Source organism: Brevundimonas naejangsanensis DSM 23858 (assembly GCF_000421705.1).
Lineage (GTDB): Bacteria > Pseudomonadota > Alphaproteobacteria > Caulobacterales > Caulobacteraceae > Brevundimonas > Brevundimonas naejangsanensis.
Window position 1 is genome coordinate 36,517 of record NZ_ATXN01000002.1, and the last position, 24,427, is coordinate 60,943.

24 protein-coding genes are annotated in these 24,427 nt (G+C 65.3%); 22 read left to right on the forward strand and 2 right to left on the reverse strand.

The features are described 5' to 3' along the window. Window position 1 precedes the first annotated feature (1 nt). The 14 genes from nuoG to H556_RS0100445 all read left to right on the forward strand — a co-directional run bounded on the left by nuoG (window position 2) and on the right by H556_RS0100445 (window position 13,707). Complete coding sequence (gene nuoG, locus H556_RS0100380; protein WP_024352548.1) at window positions 2-2,047, forward strand: NADH-quinone oxidoreductase subunit NuoG; 2,046 nt, start codon at window positions 2-4, stop codon at window positions 2,045-2,047. A gap of 3 nt (window positions 2,048-2,050) precedes the next feature. After that, complete coding sequence (gene nuoH, locus H556_RS0100385; protein ID WP_024352549.1) at window positions 2,051-3,127, forward strand: NADH-quinone oxidoreductase subunit NuoH; 1,077 nt, start codon at window positions 2,051-2,053, stop codon at window positions 3,125-3,127. After that, window positions 3,127-3,354 (forward strand): hypothetical protein, encoded by a 228-nt coding sequence (locus H556_RS0100390; protein ID WP_024352550.1) that lies wholly within the window; start codon window positions 3,127-3,129, stop codon window positions 3,352-3,354. The genes nuoH and H556_RS0100390 overlap by 1 nt, the downstream gene beginning before the upstream one ends. Next, on the forward strand, window positions 3,351-3,566 hold the full coding sequence (locus tag H556_RS0100395) for a hypothetical protein (RefSeq protein ID WP_024352551.1): 216 nt from the start codon (window positions 3,351-3,353) through the stop codon (window positions 3,564-3,566). The genes H556_RS0100390 and H556_RS0100395 overlap by 4 nt, the downstream gene beginning before the upstream one ends. Next, on the forward strand, window positions 3,566-4,057 hold the full coding sequence (gene nuoI, locus H556_RS0100400; RefSeq protein WP_003170180.1) for an NADH-quinone oxidoreductase subunit NuoI: 492 nt from the start codon (window positions 3,566-3,568) through the stop codon (window positions 4,055-4,057). Before H556_RS0100395 ends, nuoI begins: the two co-directional genes overlap by 1 nt. Before the next feature lie 114 nt (window positions 4,058-4,171). Continuing rightward, window positions 4,172-4,798, forward strand: coding sequence for an NADH-quinone oxidoreductase subunit J (locus H556_RS0100405; RefSeq protein ID WP_024352552.1), 627 nt, complete (start codon window positions 4,172-4,174; stop codon window positions 4,796-4,798). Further along, on the forward strand, window positions 4,798-5,106 hold the full coding sequence (nuoK, locus tag H556_RS0100410; RefSeq protein ID WP_024352553.1) for an NADH-quinone oxidoreductase subunit NuoK: 309 nt from the start codon (window positions 4,798-4,800) through the stop codon (window positions 5,104-5,106). Before H556_RS0100405 ends, nuoK begins: the two co-directional genes overlap by 1 nt. Window positions 5,107-5,120: 14 nt before the next feature. Continuing rightward, on the forward strand, window positions 5,121-7,199 hold the full coding sequence (gene nuoL, locus H556_RS0100415; RefSeq protein WP_024352554.1) for an NADH-quinone oxidoreductase subunit L: 2,079 nt from the start codon (window positions 5,121-5,123) through the stop codon (window positions 7,197-7,199). 5 nt (window positions 7,200-7,204) lie between these two features. Beyond that, window positions 7,205-8,692 (forward strand): NADH-quinone oxidoreductase subunit M, encoded by a 1,488-nt coding sequence (locus tag H556_RS0100420; RefSeq protein ID WP_024352555.1) that lies wholly within the window; start codon window positions 7,205-7,207, stop codon window positions 8,690-8,692. Window positions 8,693-8,699: 7 nt separating this feature from the next. Beyond that, complete coding sequence (gene nuoN / locus H556_RS0100425) at window positions 8,700-10,142, forward strand: NADH-quinone oxidoreductase subunit NuoN (protein WP_024352556.1); 1,443 nt, start codon at window positions 8,700-8,702, stop codon at window positions 10,140-10,142. 6 nt (window positions 10,143-10,148) lie between these two features. After that, window positions 10,149-10,895 (forward strand): biotin--[acetyl-CoA-carboxylase] ligase, encoded by a 747-nt coding sequence (locus H556_RS0100430; protein WP_024352557.1) that lies wholly within the window; start codon window positions 10,149-10,151, stop codon window positions 10,893-10,895. Further along, on the forward strand, window positions 10,892-11,686 hold the full coding sequence (locus H556_RS0100435; protein WP_035302753.1) for a type III pantothenate kinase: 795 nt from the start codon (window positions 10,892-10,894) through the stop codon (window positions 11,684-11,686). The genes H556_RS0100430 and H556_RS0100435 overlap by 4 nt, the downstream gene beginning before the upstream one ends. A 6-nt stretch (window positions 11,687-11,692) precedes the next feature. Continuing rightward, window positions 11,693-13,369, forward strand: a complete 1,677-nt coding sequence (locus H556_RS0100440) for a ribonuclease J (RefSeq protein ID WP_024352559.1) — start codon at window positions 11,693-11,695, stop codon at window positions 13,367-13,369. Further along, window positions 13,369-13,707 carry a DUF3088 family protein gene (locus H556_RS0100445; RefSeq protein ID WP_024352560.1) on the forward strand — a complete coding sequence of 113 codons (339 nt, stop codon included), beginning with the start codon at window positions 13,369-13,371 and terminating at the stop codon, window positions 13,705-13,707. Before H556_RS0100440 ends, H556_RS0100445 begins: the two co-directional genes overlap by 1 nt. A gap of 168 nt (window positions 13,708-13,875) precedes the next feature. On the opposite strand, the gene H556_RS0100450 is transcribed toward H556_RS0100445, so the two are convergent. Next, window positions 13,876-14,229, reverse strand: a complete 354-nt coding sequence (locus H556_RS0100450; RefSeq protein WP_024352561.1) for a 5-carboxymethyl-2-hydroxymuconate Delta-isomerase — start codon at window positions 14,227-14,229, stop codon at window positions 13,876-13,878. 74 nt (window positions 14,230-14,303) lie between these two features. On the opposite strand from H556_RS0100450, the gene H556_RS0100455 reads away from it, so the two are divergent. The 4 genes from H556_RS0100455 to H556_RS0100470 are packed head-to-tail and all read left to right on the forward strand — an operon-like array spanning window position 14,304 to window position 17,993. Further along, entirely contained in the window at window positions 14,304-14,570 is a 267-nt protein-coding gene (locus H556_RS0100455) for a DUF1467 family protein (protein WP_024352562.1), read from the forward strand. Window positions 14,571-14,630: 60 nt separating this feature from the next. Beyond that, window positions 14,631-15,947 (forward strand): proline--tRNA ligase, encoded by a 1,317-nt coding sequence (gene proS, locus H556_RS0100460; RefSeq protein ID WP_024352563.1) that lies wholly within the window; start codon window positions 14,631-14,633, stop codon window positions 15,945-15,947. Next, a complete protein-coding gene (locus H556_RS0100465) occupies window positions 15,944-17,257 on the forward strand; it encodes a lipoprotein-releasing ABC transporter permease subunit (protein WP_024352564.1) in 1,314 nt (437 codons plus the stop codon). The genes proS and H556_RS0100465 overlap by 4 nt, the downstream gene beginning before the upstream one ends. A gap of 22 nt (window positions 17,258-17,279) precedes the next feature. Continuing rightward, window positions 17,280-17,993, forward strand: a complete 714-nt coding sequence (locus tag H556_RS0100470) for an ABC transporter ATP-binding protein (protein ID WP_029673083.1) — start codon at window positions 17,280-17,282, stop codon at window positions 17,991-17,993. On the opposite strand, the gene H556_RS0100475 is transcribed toward H556_RS0100470, so the two are convergent. Further along, entirely contained in the window at window positions 17,990-18,439 is a 450-nt protein-coding gene (locus tag H556_RS0100475) for a hypothetical protein (protein ID WP_024352566.1), read from the reverse strand. The genes H556_RS0100470 and H556_RS0100475 overlap by 4 nt on opposite strands. Before the next feature lie 45 nt (window positions 18,440-18,484). Here H556_RS0100475 and H556_RS0100480 point away from each other — a divergent pair, with 45 nt between their 5' ends. The 4 genes from H556_RS0100480 (at window position 18,485) to rpsB (ending at window position 24,369) form a co-directional block, all read left to right on the forward strand. After that, window positions 18,485-19,198, forward strand: coding sequence for a response regulator transcription factor (locus H556_RS0100480; protein WP_245559387.1), 714 nt, complete (start codon window positions 18,485-18,487; stop codon window positions 19,196-19,198). Window positions 19,199-19,429: 231 nt separating this feature from the next. Next, entirely contained in the window at window positions 19,430-22,885 is a 3,456-nt protein-coding gene (gene dnaE, locus H556_RS0100490) for a DNA polymerase III subunit alpha (protein WP_024352568.1), read from the forward strand. Then, on the forward strand, window positions 22,882-23,250 hold the full coding sequence (locus H556_RS0100495) for a GFA family protein (RefSeq protein WP_346523180.1): 369 nt from the start codon (window positions 22,882-22,884) through the stop codon (window positions 23,248-23,250). The genes dnaE and H556_RS0100495 overlap by 4 nt, the downstream gene beginning before the upstream one ends. A 228-nt stretch (window positions 23,251-23,478) precedes the next feature. Beyond that, complete coding sequence (gene rpsB / locus H556_RS0100500; RefSeq protein ID WP_024352570.1) at window positions 23,479-24,369, forward strand: 30S ribosomal protein S2; 891 nt, start codon at window positions 23,479-23,481, stop codon at window positions 24,367-24,369. Window positions 24,370-24,427 lie beyond the last annotated feature (58 nt).

Below are 24,427 nucleotides of genomic sequence, written 5' to 3' on the forward strand. Positions count from 1 at the left end.
AATGCCTATCGCCAAGGTCAACGGCGTTGAAGTCGAGTTCGAACCGGGCATGACCGTGCTGCAGGTCGCCGAGCGCGCCGGGCAGGAAATCCCGCGCTTCTGCTACCACGAGCGCCTGTCCATCGCCGGCAACTGCCGCATGTGCCTGGTCGAGGTGAAGCCTGGACCGCCGAAGCCGCAGGCTTCGTGCGCGCTGCCGGCCGCCGACGGTCAGGAAATCTTCACCGACACGCCGATGGTGAAGAAGGCCCGCGAAGGGGTGATGGAGTTCCTGCTCATCAACCACCCGCTGGACTGCCCGATCTGCGACCAGGGCGGCGAATGCGACCTGCAGGACCAGGCTGTCGGCTACGGCCGTGACGGTTCGCGCTACGGCGAGAACAAGCGCGCGGTCGAAGAAAAGAACATGGGCCCGACGGTCAAGACGTTCATGACGCGCTGCATCCAGTGCACGCGTTGTGTCCGCTTCATCACCGAGGTGGCGGGCGTTCCGGACATCGGCATGATCTCGCGCGGCGAAAGCGCCGAGATCACGACCTATCTGGAAAAGAACATCGACAGCGAACTGTCGGGCAACGTCAACGACCTGTGCCCGGTGGGCGCCCTGACGCACCGCCCGTGGCAGTACCACTACCGCCCGTGGGAGCTGAAGAAGACCGAGACCATCGACGTGATGGACGCGCTCGGCTCCAACATCCGTGCCGACTCGCGCGGCGCCGAGGTCATGCGCGTGCTGCCGCGCGTGAACGAGGGCATCAACGAGGAATGGCTGTCGGACAAGAGCCGCTACGCCGTCGACGGCCTGCAGGCGCGTCGTCTGGACCGCCCGTGGGTGCGTGAGAACGGCAAACTGCGTCCGGCCTCGTGGGACGAGGCTCTGTCGGTCGTCGCCGACAAGATCAAGGCCGCTTCGGCTGACCGCATCGGCGTCATCGCAGGCGATCTGCAGGACGCCGAGTCGATGAAGGCGACGCTGGATCTGTTCCGCGCGCTGGGCTCGGCCAACACTGACTGCCGTCAGGACGGCGCGGCGCTGGGCGGCGAGGCTCGCGAGGGCTGGCTGTTCAACTCGGGCCTGCAAGGCATTGAAAACGCTGACGCCATTCTGATCGTCGGCGCCAATCCGCGCACGGAAGCGCCGCTGCTGAACGCGCGCATCCGCAAGAGTTGGCTGAAGGGCGGCGTCGAAGTCGGCGTCATCGGCCCGCAGGCCGACCTGACCTATGACTACAACTACCTGGGCGCCGGTTCGAAGACCGTCGGCAAGCTGCCCAAGGCGGCGACCGACTTCCTGACCAAGGCCGAGCGTCCGGCGATCATCGTCGGCGCGGGTGCCCTGACCGGCGAGACCGGCCCGGCCGTGCTGAACGCCCTGGGCGCGCTGGCCAAGAAGGTCGGCGTCGTCAAGGACGGCTGGAACGGCTTCAACGTCCTGCACGCCGCCGCCGCGCGCGTCGGCGGGCTGGACATGGGCTTCCTGCCGGGCGAGGGCGGTCTGGATGTGGCCACCATGCTGAAGCCGGGCGCGCTGGACGTGCTGTTCCTGCTGGGCGCCGATGAGGTGAACGCTGACGCATCGGGCGCTTTCCGCGTCTATCTGGGCTCGCACGGCGATCGCGGCGCGCACGGCGCGGACGTGATCCTGCCTGGCGCGGCCTACACCGAAAAGTCGGGCCTGTACGTCAACACCGAAGGCCGGGTGCAGATGGCCGAGCGCGTGGTCTTCCCGAAGGGCGAGGCCAAGGACGACTGGGCCATCATCCGGGCCCTGTCGGAGCGCGTCGGCCACAAGCTGCCGTTCGACACCCTTGAGCAACTGCGGACGAAGCTGATGGGCGACCATCCGACCTTTGGCCGCATCGACTATCTGGCCCCCGCCGCGACGTTCGACGTCGCCAAGCTGGGCGCCAAGGGGGACCTGGGCGACGTCGCCTTCGTCTCCGTCATCGCCGATCCCTACCTGACCAACCCGATCGCGCGCGCCAGTGAAACCATGGCCCAACTGTCCGCTGAGCGGATGGCGCCGGTCGCCCTGGCGGCGGAGTAAGACATGGACGCTGCGACTTCCTTCTGGGCCACTCCCGTCGGCTGGACCCTCGCCACTCTGGGCGGGATCCTGCTGGTCGTGGTCGGCATCCTGATCTCCCTGGCCTTCCTGCTGCTGGCCGACCGCAAGATCTGGGCGGCCGTTCAGCTACGCAAGGGTCCGAACGTGGTCGGTCCCTTCGGCCTGCTGCAATCCTTCGCCGACTTCTTCAAGTTCGTGTTGAAGGAGATCGTCGTCCCGGCCGGGTCGGACAAGGTGGTCTTCATCCTGGCCCCGCTGATCAGCTTCGTGCTGGCCTTCATCGCCTGGGCGGTGATCCCGTTCGCGCCGGGCTGGGTGGTGTCGGATCTGAACGTCGGCATCCTGTACATCCTCGCGATCAGCTCGCTGGGCGTGTACGGCATCATCATGGGCGGGTGGGCTTCGAACTCGAAGTATCCGTTCCTGGGCTCGCTGCGTTCGGCGGCGCAGATGGTGTCCTATGAGGTCTCGATGGGCCTCATCATCATCAACGTCATCCTGCTGGCCGGGACGATGAACCTGACCGAGATTGTGACCCAGCAACAGGGTTGGATCTGGAACTGGAATGCCTTCGGCGGCGGCCTCGAGACCCTGCCGACGATCATCGTCATGCTGCCGATGACCGTGGTCTTCTTCATCTCGGCCCTGGCCGAGACCAACCGCCCGCCGTTCGACCTGCCCGAAGCGGAGTCGGAACTGGTGGCCGGTTATCAGGTCGAATATTCCTCGACCCCCTATCTGCTGTTCATGATCGGCGAGTACGCCAACATCGTCTTCATGTGCGCCATGATCACCCTGCTGTTCTGCGGCGGGTGGAATCCGGGCTTCCCCACCGACTTCCTGAACAGCGTCCCGGCCTTTGTCGCCAACCTGTTCTACCTGGCGGTCTTCGCCGTGAAGGTGGTCTTCTGGTTCTTCATGATCGCCCTGGTGAAGGCCTTCGTGCCTCGCTATCGCTATGACCAGCTGATGCGTCTGGGCTGGAAGATCTTCCTGCCGGCCTCGCTGGTCGCCGTGGTCTTCGTGGCGGCGTGGCGCGTCTTCGCGGTGGGCGGCTGATGGGCGGTTACGCCACATTCCTGATCGCGCTGGCGCTCGCCGCCGGCCTGTCGGCCTGCACCTTCAAGCCGATGGATCCGGCCGCGCCCGAGACTGCGTCCGCGCGTCTCGAGCGGCTGGACCGCGAGCGGGGAGAGGAGGCGGACAAGCGTGCTTATTGCCAACGTCTGTCGCGGGACGATCCGCGCTTCAACAGGGACGGCTGCGAACGCCGGATCGGCGGATGAAGACGAAAGCCGCAGGCCTGATGTTCGCCCTGGCCGCGCCCATGCTGGCGTCGGCCTGCGCGCCCTATGAGGCCGAGCCCGTCTCGGTCTATCAGTGGGAACGCAAGGTGCAGGAAGTTGAACGGCGCGAGGCGGAACGCCAGCGCCTGTGCCAGACCCTCGACAAGGAAAGCGCCCGCTATCAACGCGAGTGCGCTGGAGTGAAATCGTAATGCTGACCCGTATCGTTCAGGCGGCCAAGGGCGCGATGCTGACCGACGTGTTCGGCGCTGTCGGCCTGTCGCTGAAGTACATGGCCAAGCCGAAGGCCACGGTGAACTATCCGTTCGAGCGCAATCCGCAGTCGCCGCGTTTCCGTGGCGAACACGCGCTGCGCCGCTATCCGAACGGCGAAGAACGCTGCATCGCCTGCAAGCTGTGCGAGGCCATCTGCCCCGCCCAGGCCATCACCATCGAGGCCGAACCGCGCGCCGACGGCAGCCGCCGCACGACGCGCTACGACATCGACATGGTCAAATGCATCTACTGCGGTCTGTGCCAGGAGGCCTGCCCGGTGGACGCCATCGTCGAGGGACCGAACAGCGAGTTCGCCACCGAGACCCGCGAAGAACTGCTCTATGACAAGGCGCGCCTGCTGGACAACGGCGACCGCTGGGAGCGTCTGATCGCGAAGAATCTGGAACTCGACGCTCCGTATCGCTAAACGGAGCGGCGATTCCGCCACGCTGACCCTGACCTCCGGGCCGGGGCCGATTTCTTGAAGGGTCCGGGATTTCCATCCGGGCCATTGGTTTTGAAGAGGGGCGTCGTCCCGCACATGTTGCAAGGCCTGGCCTTCTATCTTCTGGCGACGGTCGCCGTGGTTTCCGCCCTTCTGGTGGTGACCGCGCGCAACCCCGTGCACTCCGTTCTCTGGCTGATCCTGACCTTCTTCTCGGCGGCCGGTCTGTTCGTTCTGCTGAGCGCCGAGTTCCTGGCGATGCTGCTGGTGGTCGTCTACGTCGGCGCCGTGGCGGTGCTGTTCCTGTTCGTCGTCATGATGCTTGACGTCGACTTCGTGAAGCTGCGCGAGGGTTACGCGCGCTACCTGCCGCTGGCGGGCATTGTGGCGGGCGTCCTGCTGGCCGAGATGATCATGGTGTCGATCAGCGTTGTGCAGGGCGGAGCAGCCCGCGACGCCGCCTCGCCGGTTCCGGCCGGACCTGACGTCACCAACATCGAGACGATCGGCCGCGTGCTCTATACCGACTACGTCTACTTCTTCCAGGCGGCGGGCGTGGTTCTGCTGATCGCCATGATCGGCGCCATCGTCCTGACCCTGCGTCACCGTCCGGGCGTGCACCGCCAGGATCTGGCGGCCCAGGCCAACCGCGAACGCGCCAAGGCCGTCGAGGTCAAGTCCGTGACCACGGGCCAGGGCGTTACCCCCGAGGAGCTTCTGTGATGGATATCTCGCTCCAGCACTATCTGGCGGTCGCCGCCATGCTGTTCACCATCGGCGTCTTCGGCATCTTCGTGAACCGCAAGAACGTCATCATCATCCTGATGTCGGTCGAGATGATCCTGCTCGCGGTGAACATCAACTTCGTGGCCTTCTCCACGCACCTGAACGATGTGTCGGGGCAACTGATGGCCATGTTCGTCCTGACCGTCGGCGCGGCCGAGGCCGCTGTCGGCCTGGCCATTCTCGTGACCTTCTTCCGTAACCGCGGCGACATCGCGGTCGACGACGCCTCCGTGATGAAGGGCTGATCGGAACCGTGACTATCCAGACTCTCGTCACTCTCGGCGTCTTCGCCCCCCTGCTGGGGGCGATGATCGCCGGCTTCTTCGGTCGCCGGATCGGCGACATTCCGTCTCAGGCCGTGACCACCGGCCTGCTGTTCTTCTCGTGCGCGGTCTCCTGGATCGTGTTCAGCCAGTGGACCTGGGGCGGGCTGGAAGCCTTCACCGTGCACATCGCGCCGTTCATCCACGTCGGCGACTTCCAGTCGAACTGGTCGATCCGCGTCGACGCCATGTCGGCGGTCATGCTGATCGTCGTGACCAGCGTCTCGTCGCTGGTTCACCTCTATTCCTGGGGTTACATGAAGGAGGACGACAGCCGTCCCCGCTTCTTCGCCTATCTGTCGCTGTTCACCTTCATGATGCTGGCGCTGGTGACGGCCGCCGACTTCGTGCAGATGTTCTTCGGCTGGGAAGGCGTGGGCCTGGCGTCCTATCTGCTGATCGGCTTCTGGTACAAGAAGGCCTCGGCGTCTTCGGCGGCGATCAAGGCCTTCGTGGTCAACCGCGTCGGCGACTTCGGCTTCCTGCTCGGCATGATGACCGTGTTCTGGATGTTCGGCACGATCGAGTTCGCCAAGCTGTTTCCGCTGATTGAGGGCAAGGTCGGCACGGGCTGGGAGTTCCTGGGCTACACCTGGTCGGCGCTGGACCTGGCCGGTCTGCTGCTGTTCGTCGGCGCCATGGGCAAGTCGGCGCAGTTCTTCCTGCACACCTGGCTGCCGGACGCGATGGAAGGCCCGACCCCGGTGTCAGCCCTGATCCACGCGGCCACCATGGTCACGGCCGGCGTCTTCATGGTCTGCCTGCTGTCGCCTCTGTATGAGCACGCGCCCGTCGCGTCGCAGTTCATCGCCATCATCGGCGGGATCACCGCCATCTTCGCCGCGACCGTCGGCATGATGCAGAACGACATCAAGCGGGTGATCGCCTATTCGACCTGTTCGCAGCTGGGCTACATGTTCTTCGCGGCGGGCGTCGGCGCCTATCAGCCCGCCATGTTCCACCTGTTCACGCACGCCTTCTTCAAGGCCCTGCTGTTCCTGGGCGCCGGTTCGGTGATCCACGGGATGCACCACGAACAGGACATGCGGAAGATGGGCGGCCTGTGGAAGCTGCTGCCCGTCACCTATGCGACTATGATGATCGGCACCATCGCCATCACTGGCCTTGGCATGCCCGGCGTCGGCGGCTTCGCAGGCTTCTACTCCAAGGACTCCATCCTCGAGAGCGCCTATGCCGCGGCGACGACCGGCCACTCGGCCGCAGGCATGTTCGCCTTCGTCATCGGCATCTCGGCAGCCCTGCTGACGGCCTATTATTCCTGGCGTCTGGTGTTCATGACCTTCCACAACAAGCCGGTTTGGAAGGAAGAGGAGGGCGCGCACGCCCATCACGCGGACGATCACGCCTCGCACGCTCAGATCGAAACCCATTCGGAACCGCTGGACGGCGACGATCATGCGCACGACGACCATCACCACGGTCCGCTGAAGCCGCACGAGAGCCCGTGGGTCATGGTGCTGCCGCTGCTGCTGCTGTCGGTTGGCGCGGTGGCTGCGGGCATGATCTTCGCCCCGCACTTCATCGGCCATCATGAGGCCGAGTTCTGGCGCGGCGCCATCTTCGTCGGCGGCGACAACCACGTCCTGCACGAGAGCCACAACGTCCCGACCTGGGTGAAGTGGGCGCCGCTGATCGTGACGCTGCTGGGCACGGCCATCGCCTACTGGCTGTATGTCGTGAAGGAAGGCGCGGCCAAGGAAATGGCCGACCGCAAGGGTCCGCTGTGGACCTTCCTCTACAACAAGTGGTTCTTCGATGAGCTGTATGACGCCGTCTTCGTGAAGGGCGCCAAGGCGATCGGCGACTTCTTCTGGAAGATCGGCGATGTGAAGATCATCGACGGCCTTGGCCCGAACGGCGCGGCCTGGGCTTCGCTGAAGTCGGGCGGCTGGCTGTCCCGGTTCCAGTCCGGTTTCGTCTACTTCTATGCATTCGTGATGCTGATCGGCGTGGCTGCGTTCCTTGCCTTCGCCATCTTCACGTGGGGAGCCTGAGCCTCGTGCCTCACATTCTGAGCATCGTCACCTTCCTGCCGCTTCTCGGCGCGGCCGCGATCCTGGTCGCGCGCCTGCTGAACAAGGGCGGTCAGGACGCCGCGGCCCCGGCCGCCCGCTGGATCGCCCTGGTCACCACCATGCTGGTGCTGGCGGTGTCCGTCGTGCTGGTCGCGCAGTTCGATCCGTCGAACCCGGCCTATCAGTTCGTCGAGAACCACGCCTGGTTCGCGGGCGCCGCCTATCATTTGGGCGTGGACGGGATTTCCATCCTGTTCGTCCTGCTGACGGCCTTCCTGCTGCCGATCTGTATCGTGGCCAGCTGGAAGTCTATCCAGACGCGCGTCGTCGAATACATGATCGCCTTCCTGATCCTGGAGACGCTGGTCATCGGGGTGTTCACCTCGCTGGACCTGTTCCTCTTCTATATCTTCTTCGAAGGCACCCTGGTCCCGATGTACCTGATCATCGGCATCTGGGGCGGCGCCAACCGGATCTACGCGGCGTACAAATTCTTCCTGTACACCCTGCTCGGGTCGGTCCTGATGCTGCTGGCCATGCTGTGGATGGCGCACACGACCGGCACCACCAGCATCCCTGAGCTGAAGCAGTACGCCTTCGACGCCTCGGTGCAGCCGCTGTTGTGGCTGGCCTTCTTCGCCTCCTTCGCGGTGAAGATGCCGATGTGGCCGGTGCACACCTGGCTGCCCGACGCTCACGTTCAGGCGCCGACGGCGGGTTCGGTTATCCTGGCCGGCATCCTGCTGAAGCTGGGCGGCTACGGCTTCATCCTGTTCAACATTCCGATGTTCCCGCTGGCGTCGCAGATGTTCACGCCTCTGGTGCTGACGCTGTCGGTCATCGCCATCGTCTACACCTCGCTGGTCGCCTTCCGTCAGACGGACATCAAGAAGCTGATCGCCTATTCGTCGGTCGCCCACATGGGCTTCGTGACCATGGGCATCTTCGCCGGCAACGACACCGGCGTTCAGGGCGCTGTCTTCCAGATGCTGAGCCACGGCCTGATCTCGGGCGCGCTCTTCCTGTGCGTCGGCGTGGTCTATGACCGGATGCATACGCGTGAGATCGCCCTCTACGGCGGCCTGACGGCGCGGATGCCGTGGTATGCGGCCATCTTCCTGATGTTCACCATGGCCAACGTCGGCCTGCCGGGCACCTCGGGCTTCATCGGGGAAGTGCTGACCATGACGGGCGCCTATCAGGTCTCGACCTGGACGGCTCTGATCGCCGCCTCGGGCGTGATCCTCTCGGCGGTCTATGCGCTGACGCTGTTCCGTAACGTCATGTACGGCCCGATCACCAACCCGGCGCTGGAAAACATCACCGACATCGACAAGCGCGAACTGTTGATCTTCGTGCCCCTGATTGTCGGCACCATCTGGCTGGGCCTCTATCCCAACGCCGTTCTGGACTACACCGGGCCAAGCGTTGAGGCCCTGACGACCGCCTATCGCGCAGCCATCGGCGGGTGAGAGCATAATGACTGATCTGTCTTCCGCCCTTCATCTCTCGGCTCCCGAACTGACCCTTGCGGTCGGCGGTCTGGTGCTGCTCATGGTCGGCGCCTTCTCCGGCGAGAAGTCGCCCCGCCTGGTTTCGGGCCTGTCGGTTCTGCTGCTGCTGGCGGCGACGGCGTTGGCTGTCGTCGGCCCGTTGGGTTCGGCGTTCAACGGGGCCTATGTGGCTGACCCGCTGGCCGTTTACGGCAAGGCGGTGATCTTCCTGTCCGCCGCTGTGGCTGTGGTGCTGGGCGACAGCTGGATGCACCGCAACAATATCGCCAAGTTCGAGTATCCGATCCTGATCGTGCTGGCCTCGGTCGGCATGGGCATGATGGCCTCGTCAGGCGACCTGATCTCGCTCTACATCGGCATCGAGATGCATTCGCTGGCCCTCTATGTTCTGGCCGCCTATCGCCGCGACGACCTGAAGGCTTCGGAAGCCGGTCTGAAGTATTTCGTCCTGGGCGCCCTGTCGTCGGGCCTGCTGCTGTACGGCGCCAGCCTGATCTACGGTTTCGCCGGTTCGATGCGGTTCGAGGACATCGCCGCCTTCGCCAGCGCCAACCCCGGCCCGGGCCTGATCTTCGGCCTGGTCTTCCTGATCTGCGGCCTGGCGTTCAAGGTTTCGGCCGCGCCGTTCCACATGTGGACGCCCGACGTCTATGAAGGCGCCCCGACGCCGGTCGTGGCCCTGTTCTCGACGGCGCCCAAGGTGGCGGCCATGGTGCTGATCATCCGCGTGCTGGTCGAAGGCTTCGGCCTGGCCCATGCCCAGTGGGCCCAGGTCGTGATCCTGATCTCGCTGATCAGCTTCGCCGTCGGCGCCTTCGGCGGCCTGATGCAGAAGGACATCCAGCGCCTGCTGGCCTATTCCTCGATCATCAACATCGGCTACGCCCTGTTGGGTGTGGCGGCGGGCACGCATGTCGGCGTTCAGGCGACCCTGATGTTCATGACCCTGTATGTCGTGGATCAGATCGGCTTCTTCGCCATCCTGCTGTCGCTGAGCCGCAATGGCCGTCCGATCCGCAAGATCGCCGACCTGGCGGGCCTGAAGAAGGACCGCCCGCTGACCGCCGTGGCCCTGACGATCCTGTCGCTGTCGGCCGTCGGCATTCCGCCGATGTCGGGCTTCTGGGGCAAGTTTTACGTCTTCGGCGCGGCCGCCGACGCCGGTTACTGGATGGCGGGCGCTGCGGGTCTGGTGGCCTCGGTCGTCGCAGCCTTCTACTACCTGCGCATCATCAAGGTGATCTGGTTCGACACGCCGGAGTTCGACGTGACCACGGACAAGGCGCCGGTCAGCGCCCAGTGGATCGGCTGGGCGGCTGCGGCCTTCAGCTTCCCGGTGCTGCTGATCGCCCTGACCTGGCTGGAGCCGCTGACACGCGCGGCGGCCGCGGGCGTCGGGATCGGATAAGGGGCCTTGGCGGCTCCGGTCCTGATCCTCGAAGAGACCGACTCCACCAACGCCGAGGCGCGTCGCCGCGCCGAGGCGGGCGAGGTCGGGCCGCTGTGGATCGCGGCCCGGCGTCAAACCGCCGGGCGGGGCCGTCGCGGCCGCGCCTGGGACAGCCGGGACGGCAATCTGGCCGCGACCCTGCTGCTGACGCTGAACCGCACTCCGGCCGAGGCGGCGCAACTGACCTTCGCCGCTGCGCTGGCGGTGGCCGATCTTCTGGACCGCTATGTTCCGCCCGCGCTGGTCAGCATAAAATGGCCCAATGACGTACTGCTGGACGGGCGCAAGTCGTCGGGCATCCTGATCGAATCCGGGCCGTCTCCCAGCGGCGGCCTGTGGTTGGCCGTCGGCATCGGCGTGAACCTGTCCCATGCGCCTGAAGGGACCGAGCGCCCGACCACCTGCGTCGCCGAGCACCTGCGTCACGACGTGACCGCTGCGCCGTCGATGGAGGAGGGCGCGAAGGCGCTGGCCGAAACCTTTGACGCCTGGCTGGAACGCTGGATGCGTCTGGGCTTTCAGCCGGTGCTGGACGCCTGGGTCGCGCGGACGCCGGGCCTGTTCGGGCCGTGCACGGCGCGGCTGAGCCACGAAACCCTGAGCGGGATCGCCGACGGCGTCGAGGCCGACGGCGCCCTGCGTCTGAAACTGGCGGACGGAAACCTGCGAGTGATCTCTGCGGGCGACGTCTTCTTTGGAGAGGCCGCCTGATGCTGCTGGCGATCGAGCAAGGCAACACCAACACCCTGTTCGCCGTCCATGACGGTCAGGAGTGGATCTTCCAGTGGCGCACGGCCACCGATCCCATGCGCACGGCCGATGAATACGCCGTCTGGCTGCATCAGTTGTTCGAGATGCGCGGGCATGGCCTGACGATGGGCGACATGGACGGCTGCATCATCTCCAGCGTGGTGCCGCAGTCGATCTTCAACCTGCGCAATCTGGCGCGGCGGTATCTGAGCGTCGAACCCCTGGTGATCGGCGAGAACGTCGAGCTGGGCATCGAGGTGCGTATCCATAAGCCCAGCGAGGCCGGGGCCGACCGTCTGGTCAACGCCATCGGCGCCTTGCAGGTTTACGAGGGCGACCTGCTGCTGATCGACAGCGGCACGGCGACGACCTTCGACATCATTTCCGGCGCCAACGGGCAGGGCATGGGCGCCTTTGAGGGCGGTCTGATCGCGCCGGGCATCAATCTGTCGCTGCAGGCCCTGCACGAGGCGGCGGCCAAGCTGCCGCGCATCGCCATTCAGCGCCCCGAGACCGTGATCGGGCGCGACACCGTCACCTCCATGCAATCAGGCGTCTTCTGGGGCTATATCGCCCTGATCGAAGGGCTGGTGGACCGCATCAAGGCCGAGTGGGGCAAGCCCATGACGGTTATCGGCACCGGCGGCGTCGCCTCACTGTTCGAGGGCGCAACTGACTCTATCGACCGGTTCGATCCGGACCTGACCATCCGCGGCCTACTCGAAATCTGGCGGCGGAACTCCCATCTGTAAGGCCGTATGACTAAGAAAAATCAAAACGACGAACTCGTCTTCCTGCCGCTGGGCGGCTCGAACGAGGTCGGAATGAACCTGAACGCCTATGGCTTCGGCCCGGCGCATGATCGCAAATGGATCATCGTCGACGTTGGCGTGACCTTTGGCGACCAGTCCACGCCGGGCGTGGACGTGATCGTGCCCGATCCGACCTTCCTGGAAGGCGAGAACATCCTCGGCATCGTGCTGACGCACGCGCACGAGGATCACATTGGCGCCCTGGGCTGGCTGTGGCCCCGTATTCAGGCGCCGCTGTACGCCACGCCTTTCACCGCCTTCCTGATCCGCGAGAAGCTGCGTGACGCCGGCATCTATGAAGATGTCGAACTGATCGAGGCGCCGCTGGGCTCGACCGTGAACCTTGGCCCGTTCGAGGTGACATACGTCACCATCACCCACTCGATCGCCGAGCCGAACGGCCTGGCCATCAAGACGCCGCTGGGCACCGTGCTGCACACCGGCGACTGGAAGATCGACAACGATCCGGTCGTGGGCGAACGCACCGACGTGGACTTCATCCAGAAGCTGGGCGACGAAGGCGTCCTGGCGATGGTGTGCGACTCCACCAACGTCTTCGTCGACGGCGTCGCCGGGTCCGAGGGCGAGGTGAAGGTCAAGCTGGCCGAGCTGATCAGCGGTTTGAAGGGTCGGGTCGCGGTCGGCTGCTTCGCCTCCAACGTCGCGCGCATGGACAGCGTGATCCGCGCCGCCGAGGCCGCCGGGCGCCGTGTGGCGCTGGCCGGTCGCTCGATGCACCGCATCACCGCCGCCGCCAAGTCGGTCGGCATGTTGAGCGACCTGAAGCCCTTCCTGTCGGAGCAGGAGGCCAAGATCTGGCCGGCGGACGAGATCCTGTACCTGTGCACCGGCAGCCAGGGCGAGGTGCGCGCCGCCCTCTCGCGTGTGGCCGAAGGAACGCATCCCTTCATCAAGCTGGGGCAGGGGGATCACTGCATCTTCTCGTCGCGCGTCATCCCCGGCAACGAACTGGCCATCGGCCGTCTGCAGGACAAGATGGCCGAGCGCGGGGTGCGCATCTACACTGAGAAGGATCATCCCGGCATCCACGTCTCGGGCCACCCGTGCCGTGACGAACTGCGCCAGATGTATCAGTGGGCCCGGCCGCAGATCGCGGTGCCGACCCATGGCATGCGCCGTCACCTGATCGAGCACGGCAATCTGGCCAAGGACATGCAGGTGCCGGAGACGGTGACGCCGCGCAACGGCGACATGGTGCGCCTGGCGCCCGGACCGGCGGCCATCATCGACGAAGTGCCCTCGGGCCGTCTGTTCGTCGACGGCGGCATGCTGGTCGAGGAGGGCGGCGAGGCCCTGCGCGAGCGCAAGCACGCCGCCAGCAACGGCATCCTGATCGTCAGCTTCGCTCTGGATAAGCGCGGCCGGATCGCCAGCGACATCGACGTGCGCGGCATCGGCCTGCCCGGCGACGCGGACCGTCCGCTGGGCGATGTTCTGGACGACATGGCCGAGCGTGTCGAGAACACGGTGCGCGGCCTGAAGGGTGAGGCTCTGGAAGACGAGATGGTCATCGAACAGGCCGTCAGCCGGACGCTGAAGAAGGCCAGCCAGCAGATCTGGGATCGCCGTCCCATCGTCGAAACCGTGGTGCTGAGGCTCTGATGGCGGATCGTCTGTATCTGCTGAATCCGGATTGGTTCGACGATCAGGGCGGGCCGTGGTTCTGCCCGCCCGGCGCGCGGATCGAAGGCGTTCTGGGCCTGTATCCGCGCCTGCGCGAGCACCTGACCGTGACCTATCTGGATCACCCGTGTCCGCGCCCGGCCGTAATCGCCGAAGTGGGGGAGGCGAACCAGAGCTGTCCCCTGCTGGTGCTGGACGGCGAGTTCGACTGGCCGGATGCTCAGGTCAGCGAGGAAACGGGCGCGCGCTTCCTGCAGGACGACGACATCCTGCCCTACTGGACCGCGCGCTACGGCATCGGGCGGCCGCATCCGTAACCGATGTTCCCTTCTCCCGGTGGGAGAAGGTGGCCCGAAGGACCGGATGAGGGTTCCGGCCGATGTCGGCGAAAGCCGTTGCAATACGGCTCCGAACCCTCACCCTTTTGCTTAGCGGATCGCCTTCGGCTCTCCGAAGCTCAAGCCCTCTCCCATCGGGAGAGGGTGTTAGAGTGTGACCTTGCGATAGTTGTCGCGGTCCAGGTTTCCGATTTCGACCGAGATCTGGCGTGGGCCGTCATAGGGCGAGACGCCCGCCAGCAACGCGGCCTGGACAGCTTCGCCCAGCGCAGTCTTCTGTTCCTGGGTGCGGCCGCTGAGGATGCGCAGGTCGCAGTGGACCATCGCCTGCTCCGGGGAGCCGTCGGCGATGATCAGATTTTCGCAGCGGACGATGCGGGTCTTGCAGGCCGGCAGGGTCGCGCCGACCATGTCGACACAGAGGCGATGAATCTCCAGCGCCAGGGCGCGCCAGTCGGTCGCGTCGAAATGGGTGGAGTGTTCCAGCGTAATCTGTGGCATTCAGGGCGTCCTTGTTGCGGAGCCCCTCCTTATCGCTCCGCGACGATGATTGCGATGAACGGACTTTAGAGACGATGCCCCTTGGCCCCTTCACCCTGATCGCCACTTTCCTGACGGTGTGGTGGATCGTCCTGTTCGCCATTCTGCCGCTGGGGATGTCTGATCAGGTCAAGGATCCGCCGACGGACGGCACCCAGTGGGGCGCGCCGAAGAATCCGAACCTCAAGAAGAAGTTCATCACCACGACCTGGGTGTCGGTCATCGTCTGGCTGGTGATCGTCGCCTTCGTCTGGATCGGCTGGACCCCTGTTCCCGACATCACCCACGCGAACGCGCTCTAGCTTTCGCCCCCTTCGCCCGGTTAAACCTCGGGCCTGACTGAATTTGCCGAGAAACGTCCAATGCGCCTGTCGCGCTACTTCCTGCCTATCCTGAAAGAAGCCCCCTCCGACGCCCAGATCGTGTCGCATCAGCTGATGCTGCGCGCGGGCATGATCAAGCAGGAGGCCGCCGGCATCTACGCCTGGCTGCCGTTGGGCCTGCGGGTGCTGCGCAAGATCGAGAACATCGTGCGTGAGGAGCAGGTCAAGGCCGGAGCCGTCGAGCTGCTGATGCCGACGCTGCAACTGGCCGACCTGTGGCGCGAGAGCGGCCGCTACGACGCCTATGGCCCGGAGATGCTGCGCATCACCGACCGCCACGAGCGCGAGCTGCTGTACGGGCCGACCAATGAGGAGATGGTCACCGACATCTTCCGCGGCTTTGTGAAGTCGTACAAATCCCTGCCGCTGAACCTCTTCCACATCCAGTGGAAGTTCCGCGACGAGCGCCGTCCTCGCTTCGGCGTCATGCGGGGCCGCGAGTTCCTGATGAAGGACGCCTATTCCTTCGACATCGACGAGGCGTCCGCGCGCATCGCCTATAAGCGGATGTTCACGGCCTATCTGAACACCTTCGCCCGTCTGGGCCTGAAGGCGGTTCCGATGCGCGCCGACACCGGCCCCATCGGCGGCGACCTGAGCCACGAGTTCATCGTCCTGGCCGAGACCGGCGAGAGCGAGGTCTTCTGCGACCGCAAGCTGGTCGAGATGGCCCCGCCGGGCCACGATCTCAGCGTCGAGCAACTGGAAGGCGTGTTCAACGATCGCACCGCCCTGTACGCCGCGACCGAGGAAATGCACGACGCGGCCCAGTTCGAGACCCAGACCGCCGAGGGCGACCGCCTGTCGGCGCGCGGCATCGAAGTCGGCCACATCTTCTATTTCGGCACCAAATATTCGGCGGCGATGAAGGCCAATGTCCAGGGGCCGGACGGCAAGGACGCGCCGGTCCACATGGGCAGCTACGGCGTCGGCGTCTCGCGCCTGCTGGGCGCCATCATCGAGGCCAGCCACGACGCTGGCGGCATCATCTGGCCGGACTCGGTCGCCCCGTTCGACGTGGTGGTGATCAACCTGCGCGCCAGCGACGAGGCCGTCTCGACCGCGTGCGAAGAGGCCGTGGCCAAGCTGGAAGCGGCGGGCAAGGACGTGCTCTACGACGATACGGACGAGCGTCCGGGCGGCAAGTTCGCCACCGCCGACCTGATCGGCGTGCCGTGGCAGCTGACCATCGGACCCAAAGGCCTGGCCGAGGGCGTGGTCGAACTGAAGCGTCGCGCCACCGGCGAGAAGCAGAGCCTGTCGCTGGACGCCGCCCTGGAGCTGCTCACGAAATGACCGACGCCGCGACGGCTGCCGCTCCGCCGCCCGCATCGAAAGGGTCCGGCCCGTTTTCCAGCTGGGAGATCGGGCTGGCGCTCCGCTATCTACGCGCCAAGCGCAAACAGGGCGGGGTGGCGCTGATCGCCATGATCAGCTTCATCGGCATCATGTTGGCCGTCGCCGTGCTGATCAGCGTCATGAGCATCATGGCGGGTTTTCGCGGCACCCTGATGGACCGTATCCTGTCGTTCAACGGCCATATGTATGTGCAGGGGCCGGTGCTCTATGCGCCTGATCGCGACGCTGCGCTGAAGCGGATCGGCGACGTGCCGGGCGTCGTCTCGGTGACGCCTTTGACCGAAAGCCCCGCCATGTTCCGCGCGGGCAATCTGGCGACCGGCGGCATGGTGCGCGGCGTAAGGCCTCAGGACCTGGCCTCGATGAAGTTCGTCTTTGAAAGCCTGAGCCCTGAGGCACGCGAGCGTTTCGGTAATGGCGAATACGGCGGCGACCACGTCCTGATCGGCAAGACGTTGGCTGAGGAAGCCGGGCTGCGCGAAGGCGATCCGATCTCGCTCTACACCCCCACCGGCGCCGACAGCGCCTTCGGCAATCTGGGCGGGCTGGAGAAGACCTATATCGTCGGCGGCGTCTATACGTCGGGCGCAGCGGATTACGACCGGGCCTTCATCTTCATGCCGCTGGAGCAGGCTCAGCTCTTCTTCGGCAAGGATGGCGTCTGGGACATCATCGAGATGAAGGTGGCCGAGCCGGACAAGGTCGAGAGCCTGCTGACGCCGGTCCAGCACGCCGCTGGGCCGGGCAATGCGGTCACCGACTGGCGCAACCGCCAAGCCGCGATCTGGGGCGCGCTTCAGGTCGAGCGCACGGCCATGAGCATCATCCTGGGCATGGTGGTCGCCATCGCCGCGATGAACATCATCAGCGGCATCGTCATGCTGGTGAAGAACAAGACGCGCGACATCGCCATCCTGCGGACCGTGGGCGCCAGCCAGTCGTCCATCCTGCGCATATTCTTCATTTCGGGCGCAGCCATCGGCATCGGCGGCACGATCGCGGGTCTGGTGCTGGGCCTGCTGTTCTGCTGGAACATCGGCGCGATCCAGCATTTCCTGGAGGGACTGCTGGGCGTCCAGTTGTTCAACGCCGAGGTCTATATGCTCGATTCCGTCCCGGCCAAGGTCGATCTGTGGGACGTGGTCGGGGTGACCGTCTTCTCCTTCTTCATGAGCTGCCTGGCTAGCCTGCCGCCGTCGTGGACCGCGTCGCGCATCGATCCGGTGGAGGCCCTACGCTTTGAATAGGCTGCTGAAGAAGAAGCCGACCGTGACGACGGAGACCAACGGCGCCATCCTGTCGCTGCGCGGGGTGACGCGCACCTATCCGACGGCTCAGGGCGGGTTGACTGTGCTCAAGGGCGTCGACCTGGAGGTCATGCCGGGCGAGGTCGTAGGCCTCATCGGTCCGTCTGGTTCGGGCAAGTCCAGCCTGCTGCACGCGGCGGGCCTGCTGGAGCGGCCGACCAGCGGCCAGGTGCTGATTGACGGCGAGGATGTGGGCGGGCTGGACGAGAGGGCGCGTACCCGTCTGCGGCTGCATCGAATTGGTTTCGTCTATCAATTCCACCATCTGCTGCCGGAATTTGATGCTTTGGACAATGTCGCCCTTCCCATGCGGATTGCGGGCGTGCGGGAAGGGGAGGCACGTCGCCGTGCGACCGAGCAACTGACCGCGCTCGGCCTCGGCCAGCGTATCACGCACCAGCCGGCGCAACTGTCGGGCGGCGAACAGCAGCGCGTCGCCATCGCCCGCGCCCTGGCCAACAGCCCGCGCCTGCTGCTGGCGGACGAGCCGACCGGCAATCTGGACCCCGTCACCAGCCAGGCTGTGTTCGAGGCCCTGCGTGAACTGGCCAAGACCACGGGCGTCGCCGCCCTGATCGCCACGCACAACATGGAACTGGCCGGCCACATGGACCGCGTCTTCGCCCTCAAGGACGGCCATCTGGAACAGCGCGCCGCCGAAAGTCAGACCTATTAGGAGACGACAAGCCTGTTCGTGGGCGTGAGCGCGGTCCGATAGGGCTGCATCACCCATCGCATGGCGGCCGCGCCGAGCAGTGGCGGGATATCGCCATAGGCGGGGGCGTCAGGACGAAGAGCCTGCTGCAGGGCCAGAATCTCTTCGGACATCAGAACCGGTTGTGACAGGGCCAGCACGCGCTGAACGCGGAAACGAATGGTCTCTCGCCAGGCTTCGTGCGTCACGGCCTGACAGGGACTGACGGTCAGCAGGCGGAGGAAATCATCCAGCGCCGCCGGGCCGCCTTCCATTGCGTAGATGATGAGGTCATCGACCGTGACCATGACGCCGGCGAGATTCAGGCTGCGGGCTTGGTCGCGGCGCATATCGGTCAGCGCGGGCCAGCGTGCGCTGTCAATGAAGCCGCAGGCCGGGCGGGCTAGAAAAACAGCGCTTTGCAGCACGTCGAACCTTCCCGTCTCGTAGCGTGACCGAGACATCGATCGGCGATGAGAAGAAGCGGATCAACTGCGTGGGAATACGAGGTTTTCACGTGGGAAAGCTTGCGTATTTTCAAATGTATGATGCTTGATAACGCCGTCGGTAATCGAAATGATCAGATCGCGAACAAAGCAGGGCGTCCCATCACCGAAGTCGCCATCATCGACGACGATCGAGCGCTGCTGGAACTGACGCTTCTGGCGGTGCGTGAGGCGGGCTTTTCCGTTGTCGGTTTTCACGAACCGCTCGACGCCCTGATGTGGGCCTCCGACGCGGAGCCGACCTGCATTATCGCCGACCTGAAGATGCCGGGGGTCGAGGGGCTGGATCTGGTGGCGGCCTTCTGCGCGCTGAACCGGCACGCGGTCATTATCGTCAGCGCCTTTGTGGACGTGCGAACGACCGTCGACGCCATGCGCTTGGGCGTTGACGACGTCCTGCCCAAGCCTGCGACGATTGATGAGTTGGTGCGCGCCCTGCGACGGGGCATGACCGCGCTGGCTGCGACGGCGCCGCGTGAAGAACTGACATTCACACGTCGCGAACGACAGGTCGCCGAAATGCTGGTCGAGGGCCTGACGACCAAGCAGATCGCTCAGAACCTGGAGCTCAGCCCGCGCACGGTGGAATTTTTCCGCGCCAGCCTGCTGCGCAAGACCCAGTCCCCCAACTCCGCCGCCCTGGCGTCGGCGCTGACCCGTCTCGGCTTCCTCGCGAATTGAGGTTGACGAGAACAAAGAGGCAACTTAGAACAAATGGGCAACATTTGATCTGGGGATAAAATCAATGGCGCGTTGGGTGAGGGATCTGCTGTCGCTTGCGTCCTGCGGCGGCTTCGTCTGGATGGTCTGGCAGGCGGCCTTCCTGGTGACATGACCGCGCCCCGTTGAGGGGCGACTCCCTGCATGATGATGAAGCGTCGTTTGAACGACGCTGCGATGCGGAGTTTTCTTTTGTCGGATGCGGTGAACAGTCAGGGTTTCGTCCACCTGCGGGTCCGCAGCGCCTATTCCCTGCTGGAAGGGGCGATCAAGGCCGGCAAGATCGGCAAGATGGCGGCTGACGTGGGAATGCCGGCGGTCGGCATGGCCGACCGCGCCAACCTGTTCGGCGCGCTTGAGTTCAGCCAGACGACCAGAGATGCGGGCGTTCAGCCCATCGTCGCCTGCGCCCTGCCCGTGCTCGACATTGGTGGGCAGGTCGCTCAGCGCTGGGCCAAGACTCCCACGCTCGTTCTGATCGCTCAGAACGAGCAGGGCTGGCTCAACCTGTGCGCCCTGTCTTCGGCCGCCTACCTCGACGCGGGCGAGATGGCCGAGCCGGGGGTGCCCTGGGGACAGGTTGTGGATAAGTCCGAGGGGCTGATCCTGCTGTCCGGCGGGCCTGACGGTCCCGTTGATCCTTTGTTCGTGCAGAAGAAACCGGCGGAGGCCGCCGCGGCGCTTGATGAGATGAAGCGGGTCTTCGGCGATCGCTTCTATGTCGAGCTTCAGCGCCACGGCCTGTCCAGCGAGACGGTGGCCGAGGGAGGGCTGGTCGAGTGGGCCTACGCCCACGATGTCCCGCTGGTTGCGACCAATGACGTCTATTACGCCAAGGCGGCGCAGGCGAAGTCGCACGACGCCTTGCTCTGCATCTCCGACGGCGCCTTTACGGGCCAGGAAGATCGCCGCCGGGTTACAGGAGAGCACTGGTTCAAGTCGGCCGAGGCGATGAGAGAGTTGTTCGCCGACCTGCCCGAGGCCTGTGACAACACCGTTCAGATCGCCCGCCGCTGCGCCTTCCTGGTCAAGACGCACAAGCCCATCCTGCCGCGCTTTGATACGGGCGCGGGCCGTTCCGAGGCCGACGAACTGGCGCACCAGGCGCGCGAGGGGCTGAGGGCGCGGCTGGAGAAGAACAAGGCCTATGCGCCCGAGGAGGACTACTGGAACCGTCTCGAGTGGGAGGTCGGGATCATCCAGCAGATGGGCTTCCCCGGCTACTTCCTGATCGTGTCGGACTTCATCAAATGGGCCAAGCTGCATGACATCCCGGTGGGGCCGGGACGGGGGTCGGGCGCGGGCTCGCTGGTGGCCTGGTCGCTGACCATCACTGATCTGGATCCCTTGCGGTTCGGCCTGCTGTTCGAGCGCTTCCTGAACCCCGAACGCGTATCGATGCCCGACTTCGATATCGATTTCTGTCAGGAGCGGCGCGAAGAGGTCATCGACTACGTTCAGGACCATTACGGCAAGGATCGGGTGGCCCAGATCATCACTTTCGGCACCCTGCAGGCGCGGGCCGTGCTTCGCGATGTGGGCCGCGTGCTGCAGATGCCGTTGGGTCAGGTGGACCGTCTGGCCAAGATGGTGCCGGCCAACCCCGCCAACCCGGTGACCCTGGCACAGGCCATTGATCTGGAGCCGCGGCTGCGCGAGGCGCGCGATGCCGAGGCCTCGGTCAAGGCGCTGCTGGAGACGGCGCTGGAGCTTGAGGGGCTGTACCGCAACGCCTCGACCCACGCAGCGGGCATCGTCATCGGCGACCGGCCGCTGACGGAACTGGTGCCGCTGTATCAGGACCCGCGCTCCACCATCCCGGCCAGCCAGTTCAACATGAAGTGGGTCGAGCCTGCGGGCCTGGTGAAGTTCGACTTCCTGGGCCTGAAGACCCTGACGGTTCTGGACCGGGCCAAGGGCTATCTGGAGCGGCGCGGCGCAGCTCAGGACTGGGGCCTGCTGCCGCTGGACGATCCCAAGACCTATGAGCTGATGGCCTCGGGCCAGACGGTCGGGGTGTTCCAGCTGGAATCCCAGGGCATGCGCGACACTTTGCGCAAGATGCGCTGCGGCTCGATCGAGGAGATCACCGCCCTGATCTCCCTCTACCGGCCGGGGCCGATGGAGATGATCGACACCTATATCGACCGGAAGTTCGGTCGGGCCGAGGTCGACTATCTGCACCCCAGCCTGAAGGAGGTGCTGACCGAGACCTACGGCGTCATCATCTATCAGGAACAGGTGATGAAGATCGCCCAGATCCTGGCTGGCTACAGCCTGGGCGAGGCCGACCTGCTGCGTCGGGCGATGGGCAAGAAGAAGAAGGAGGAGATGGACTTCCAGCGCCTCCGCTTCGTCAAGGGCGCGTCCGAGAAGGGGGTGCCGGAGAGCCAGTCCGGCTCCATCTTCGACCTGGTGGCCAAGTTCGCAGGCTATGGCTTCAACAAGTCTCACGCGGCCGCCTATGCGCTGATCTCGTTCCAGACGGGCTGGTTGAAGGCCAATCATCCGGTCGAGTTCTTCGCCGCCTCCATGAGCCTGGACCTGTCGAACACGGACAAGCTGGCGGTCTTTTATCAGGACTGCCGACGGTTCGAAGTGCCGGTGCTGGCGCCCGACATCAACCGCTCCTCGGCCGACTTTGATGTGGCATGGAAAGACGGGCAGGGCAGCGTGCTTTATGCGCTCGGCGCCATCCGCAACGTGGGTCTGGAGGCGATGCGCCACGTCGTCGAGGTGCGCGAGACGGGCGGGCCGTTCGCCGATATTTTCGACTTCCTGGAGCGGGTCGATCCCAAGGCCGTCAACAAGCGTGCGCTGGAAGGACTGGCGCGGGCGGGCGCCTTCGACAGCATTCATCCTAACCGCCGTCAGTTGTTCGAACAGGCCGACGTCCTGATCGCCTATTGCCAGAGCGTGGCGGCTGAACGCGCCTCGGCTCAGGTGAGCCTGTTCGGCGCCGATCAGGCAGGGGCCGCGCGTCCGCGCCTGAAGAGCGTCGAACAATGGGCCGGGCCGGACAAGCTGGACCAGGAGCTCTATGCTGTCGGCTTCTACCTGTCCGGCCACCCGCTGGAGGAACTGACGCCCGCCTTGAAGCGCAAGCGGGTGACCTTCGTGGCCGAGGCGCAGGGGCTGGCTGAGGCGGGGCATGAAGCCTTCCAGATGGCCGGGGTGGTGCGTCGTCGTCAGGAACGCGCCAGCGCCCGCACCGGCGAGAAGTTCGCCTTCGTCACCTTCTCGGACCCGACGGGCGAGTTTGAGTGCCTGTTTCCGCCCGAACAGCTTCGGCGTTGCCGCGAGGTTCTGGAGGTCGGGACCTCGGTTCTGGTCAGGGTGCGGGCCAAGGCGGCGGACGGGGAGGTGCGCTTCTTCGGCGACGACGCCAGCCGCATGGACGTGTTGCTGGACGACGCCCAGATCGGATTGCGGGTCATCCTATCGGCGCAGTCGGCCGACGCCGAGGCGCTGAAAGCGCGGCTGGACCGGGCGCGGGCACAGGGCAAGGGCGGGGAGGTCTGGCTGCAGGCGACGCTGGGCGGCCGCACTGAAGTGGAGATCAAACTGCCCGGACGATACCGGCTGGACGCGGCGCTGCGCGGCGCGTTGAAGTCGGCGCCGGGGGTGGTGATGCTGGAGGATGCATGATGAGCGAGACGAGCGTAAAGACCCATGCCGGGTCCTGCCACTGCGGCGCGGTGGCGTTTGAGGTCGATGTCGGTCTGGATGGACTGGTCGAATGCAACTGCTCCCATTGCTATCGCAAGGGGTTCGTTCTGGCCTTTGCGCCGCGTTCGGCCTTTCGACTGACGAAGGGGGAGGGGGAGACGACCTCCTATTTCTTCAATCAGCACAAGATCGACCATCGCTTCTGCAAGACCTGCGGAGTGCAGCCGTTCGGTTACGGCGTAGCGCCGGACGGAAGCGAGGTGGCCGCGATCAACATCCGCACCCTGACCGATATCGAGCCGTGGACCTGGACGGCGCAGCGCGTGGACGGTCGCAGCTTCTGATCCGGCCGGAGCGTCGGCTCGCGGGATGACATCGGGCTCGCGGCGCCTGTTGTGGCCATGTTGTTCGGCCGCTTGTGTTTTTCAGGCCTTTCGCCTATATGCGCGGCGCACTTCGCACGTGGGCGTGGCGCGGTCCGGGGAGACATCCCGGCCTGCACCGTTCCGAGGGATCAGCCGATCCTTTTAACCGCCCACGCTAGGTTTGATCGGAAAAAGGAAAACACGATCATGGCTCTGCCTGAATTCTCGATGCGCACCCTGCTGGAAGCCGGCGCTCACTTCGGTCACCAGACGCACCGCTGGAACCCGAAGATGGATCGCTACATCTTCGGCTCGCGCTCGAACATCCACATCATCGACCTGTCGCAGACGATGCCGCTGCTGCATCAGGCTCTGGTCGCCGTCCGCGATGTGGCCGCCAAGGGCGGTCGCGTGCTGTTCGTCGGCACCAAGCGTCAGGCCGCCGATCCGGTCGCGCAGGCCGCCACGCGCTGCGCCCAGTACTATATGAACAACCGCTGGCTGGGCGGCACCCTGACCAACTGGCGCACCGTCTCGAACTCGATCCAGCGCCTGCGCGAACTGGAAACCATCCTTCAAACCGGCGAAGGCCGGAACAAGAAGGAGCTGCTGACCCTGCAGCGCGAGAAGGACCGTCTGGAACTGTCGCTGGGCGGCATCAAGGACATGGGTTCGGTGCCGGACATCATGTTCGTGATCGACACCAACAAGGAATCGATCGCGATCCAGGAAGCCCGCAAGCTGAACATCCCGATCATCGCCATCCTGGACACCAACTCGGACCCGGACGGCATCACCTATCCGGTACCGGGCAACGATGACGCCGCCCGCGCCATCCAGACCTACTGCGACCTGATCGCCGACGCCGTCCTGGACGGCCTGGCCGCCGGGGCCGTCGCCCAAGGCATCGACCTGGGCGCTTCGGAAGCTCCGGTTGAGCCCATGCTGCGCGAAGCCCCGGCCCCCGTGGCCGCCGACCCGGCTCCGGCCGGCACGGAAGGCGTGGCTGAAGAACTGGTCGCGGCCGATGCTGCTGCCGTCGAAACCCCTGCGGTTGAGGCTGCCGAGGTCGTCGAGGCTGAGAAGGTCGAGGGCTGAGATCGACGTCCGGGGCCTAGAGCGCCGGAGTGACGTCAACTTGACATGCGGCCGGGCT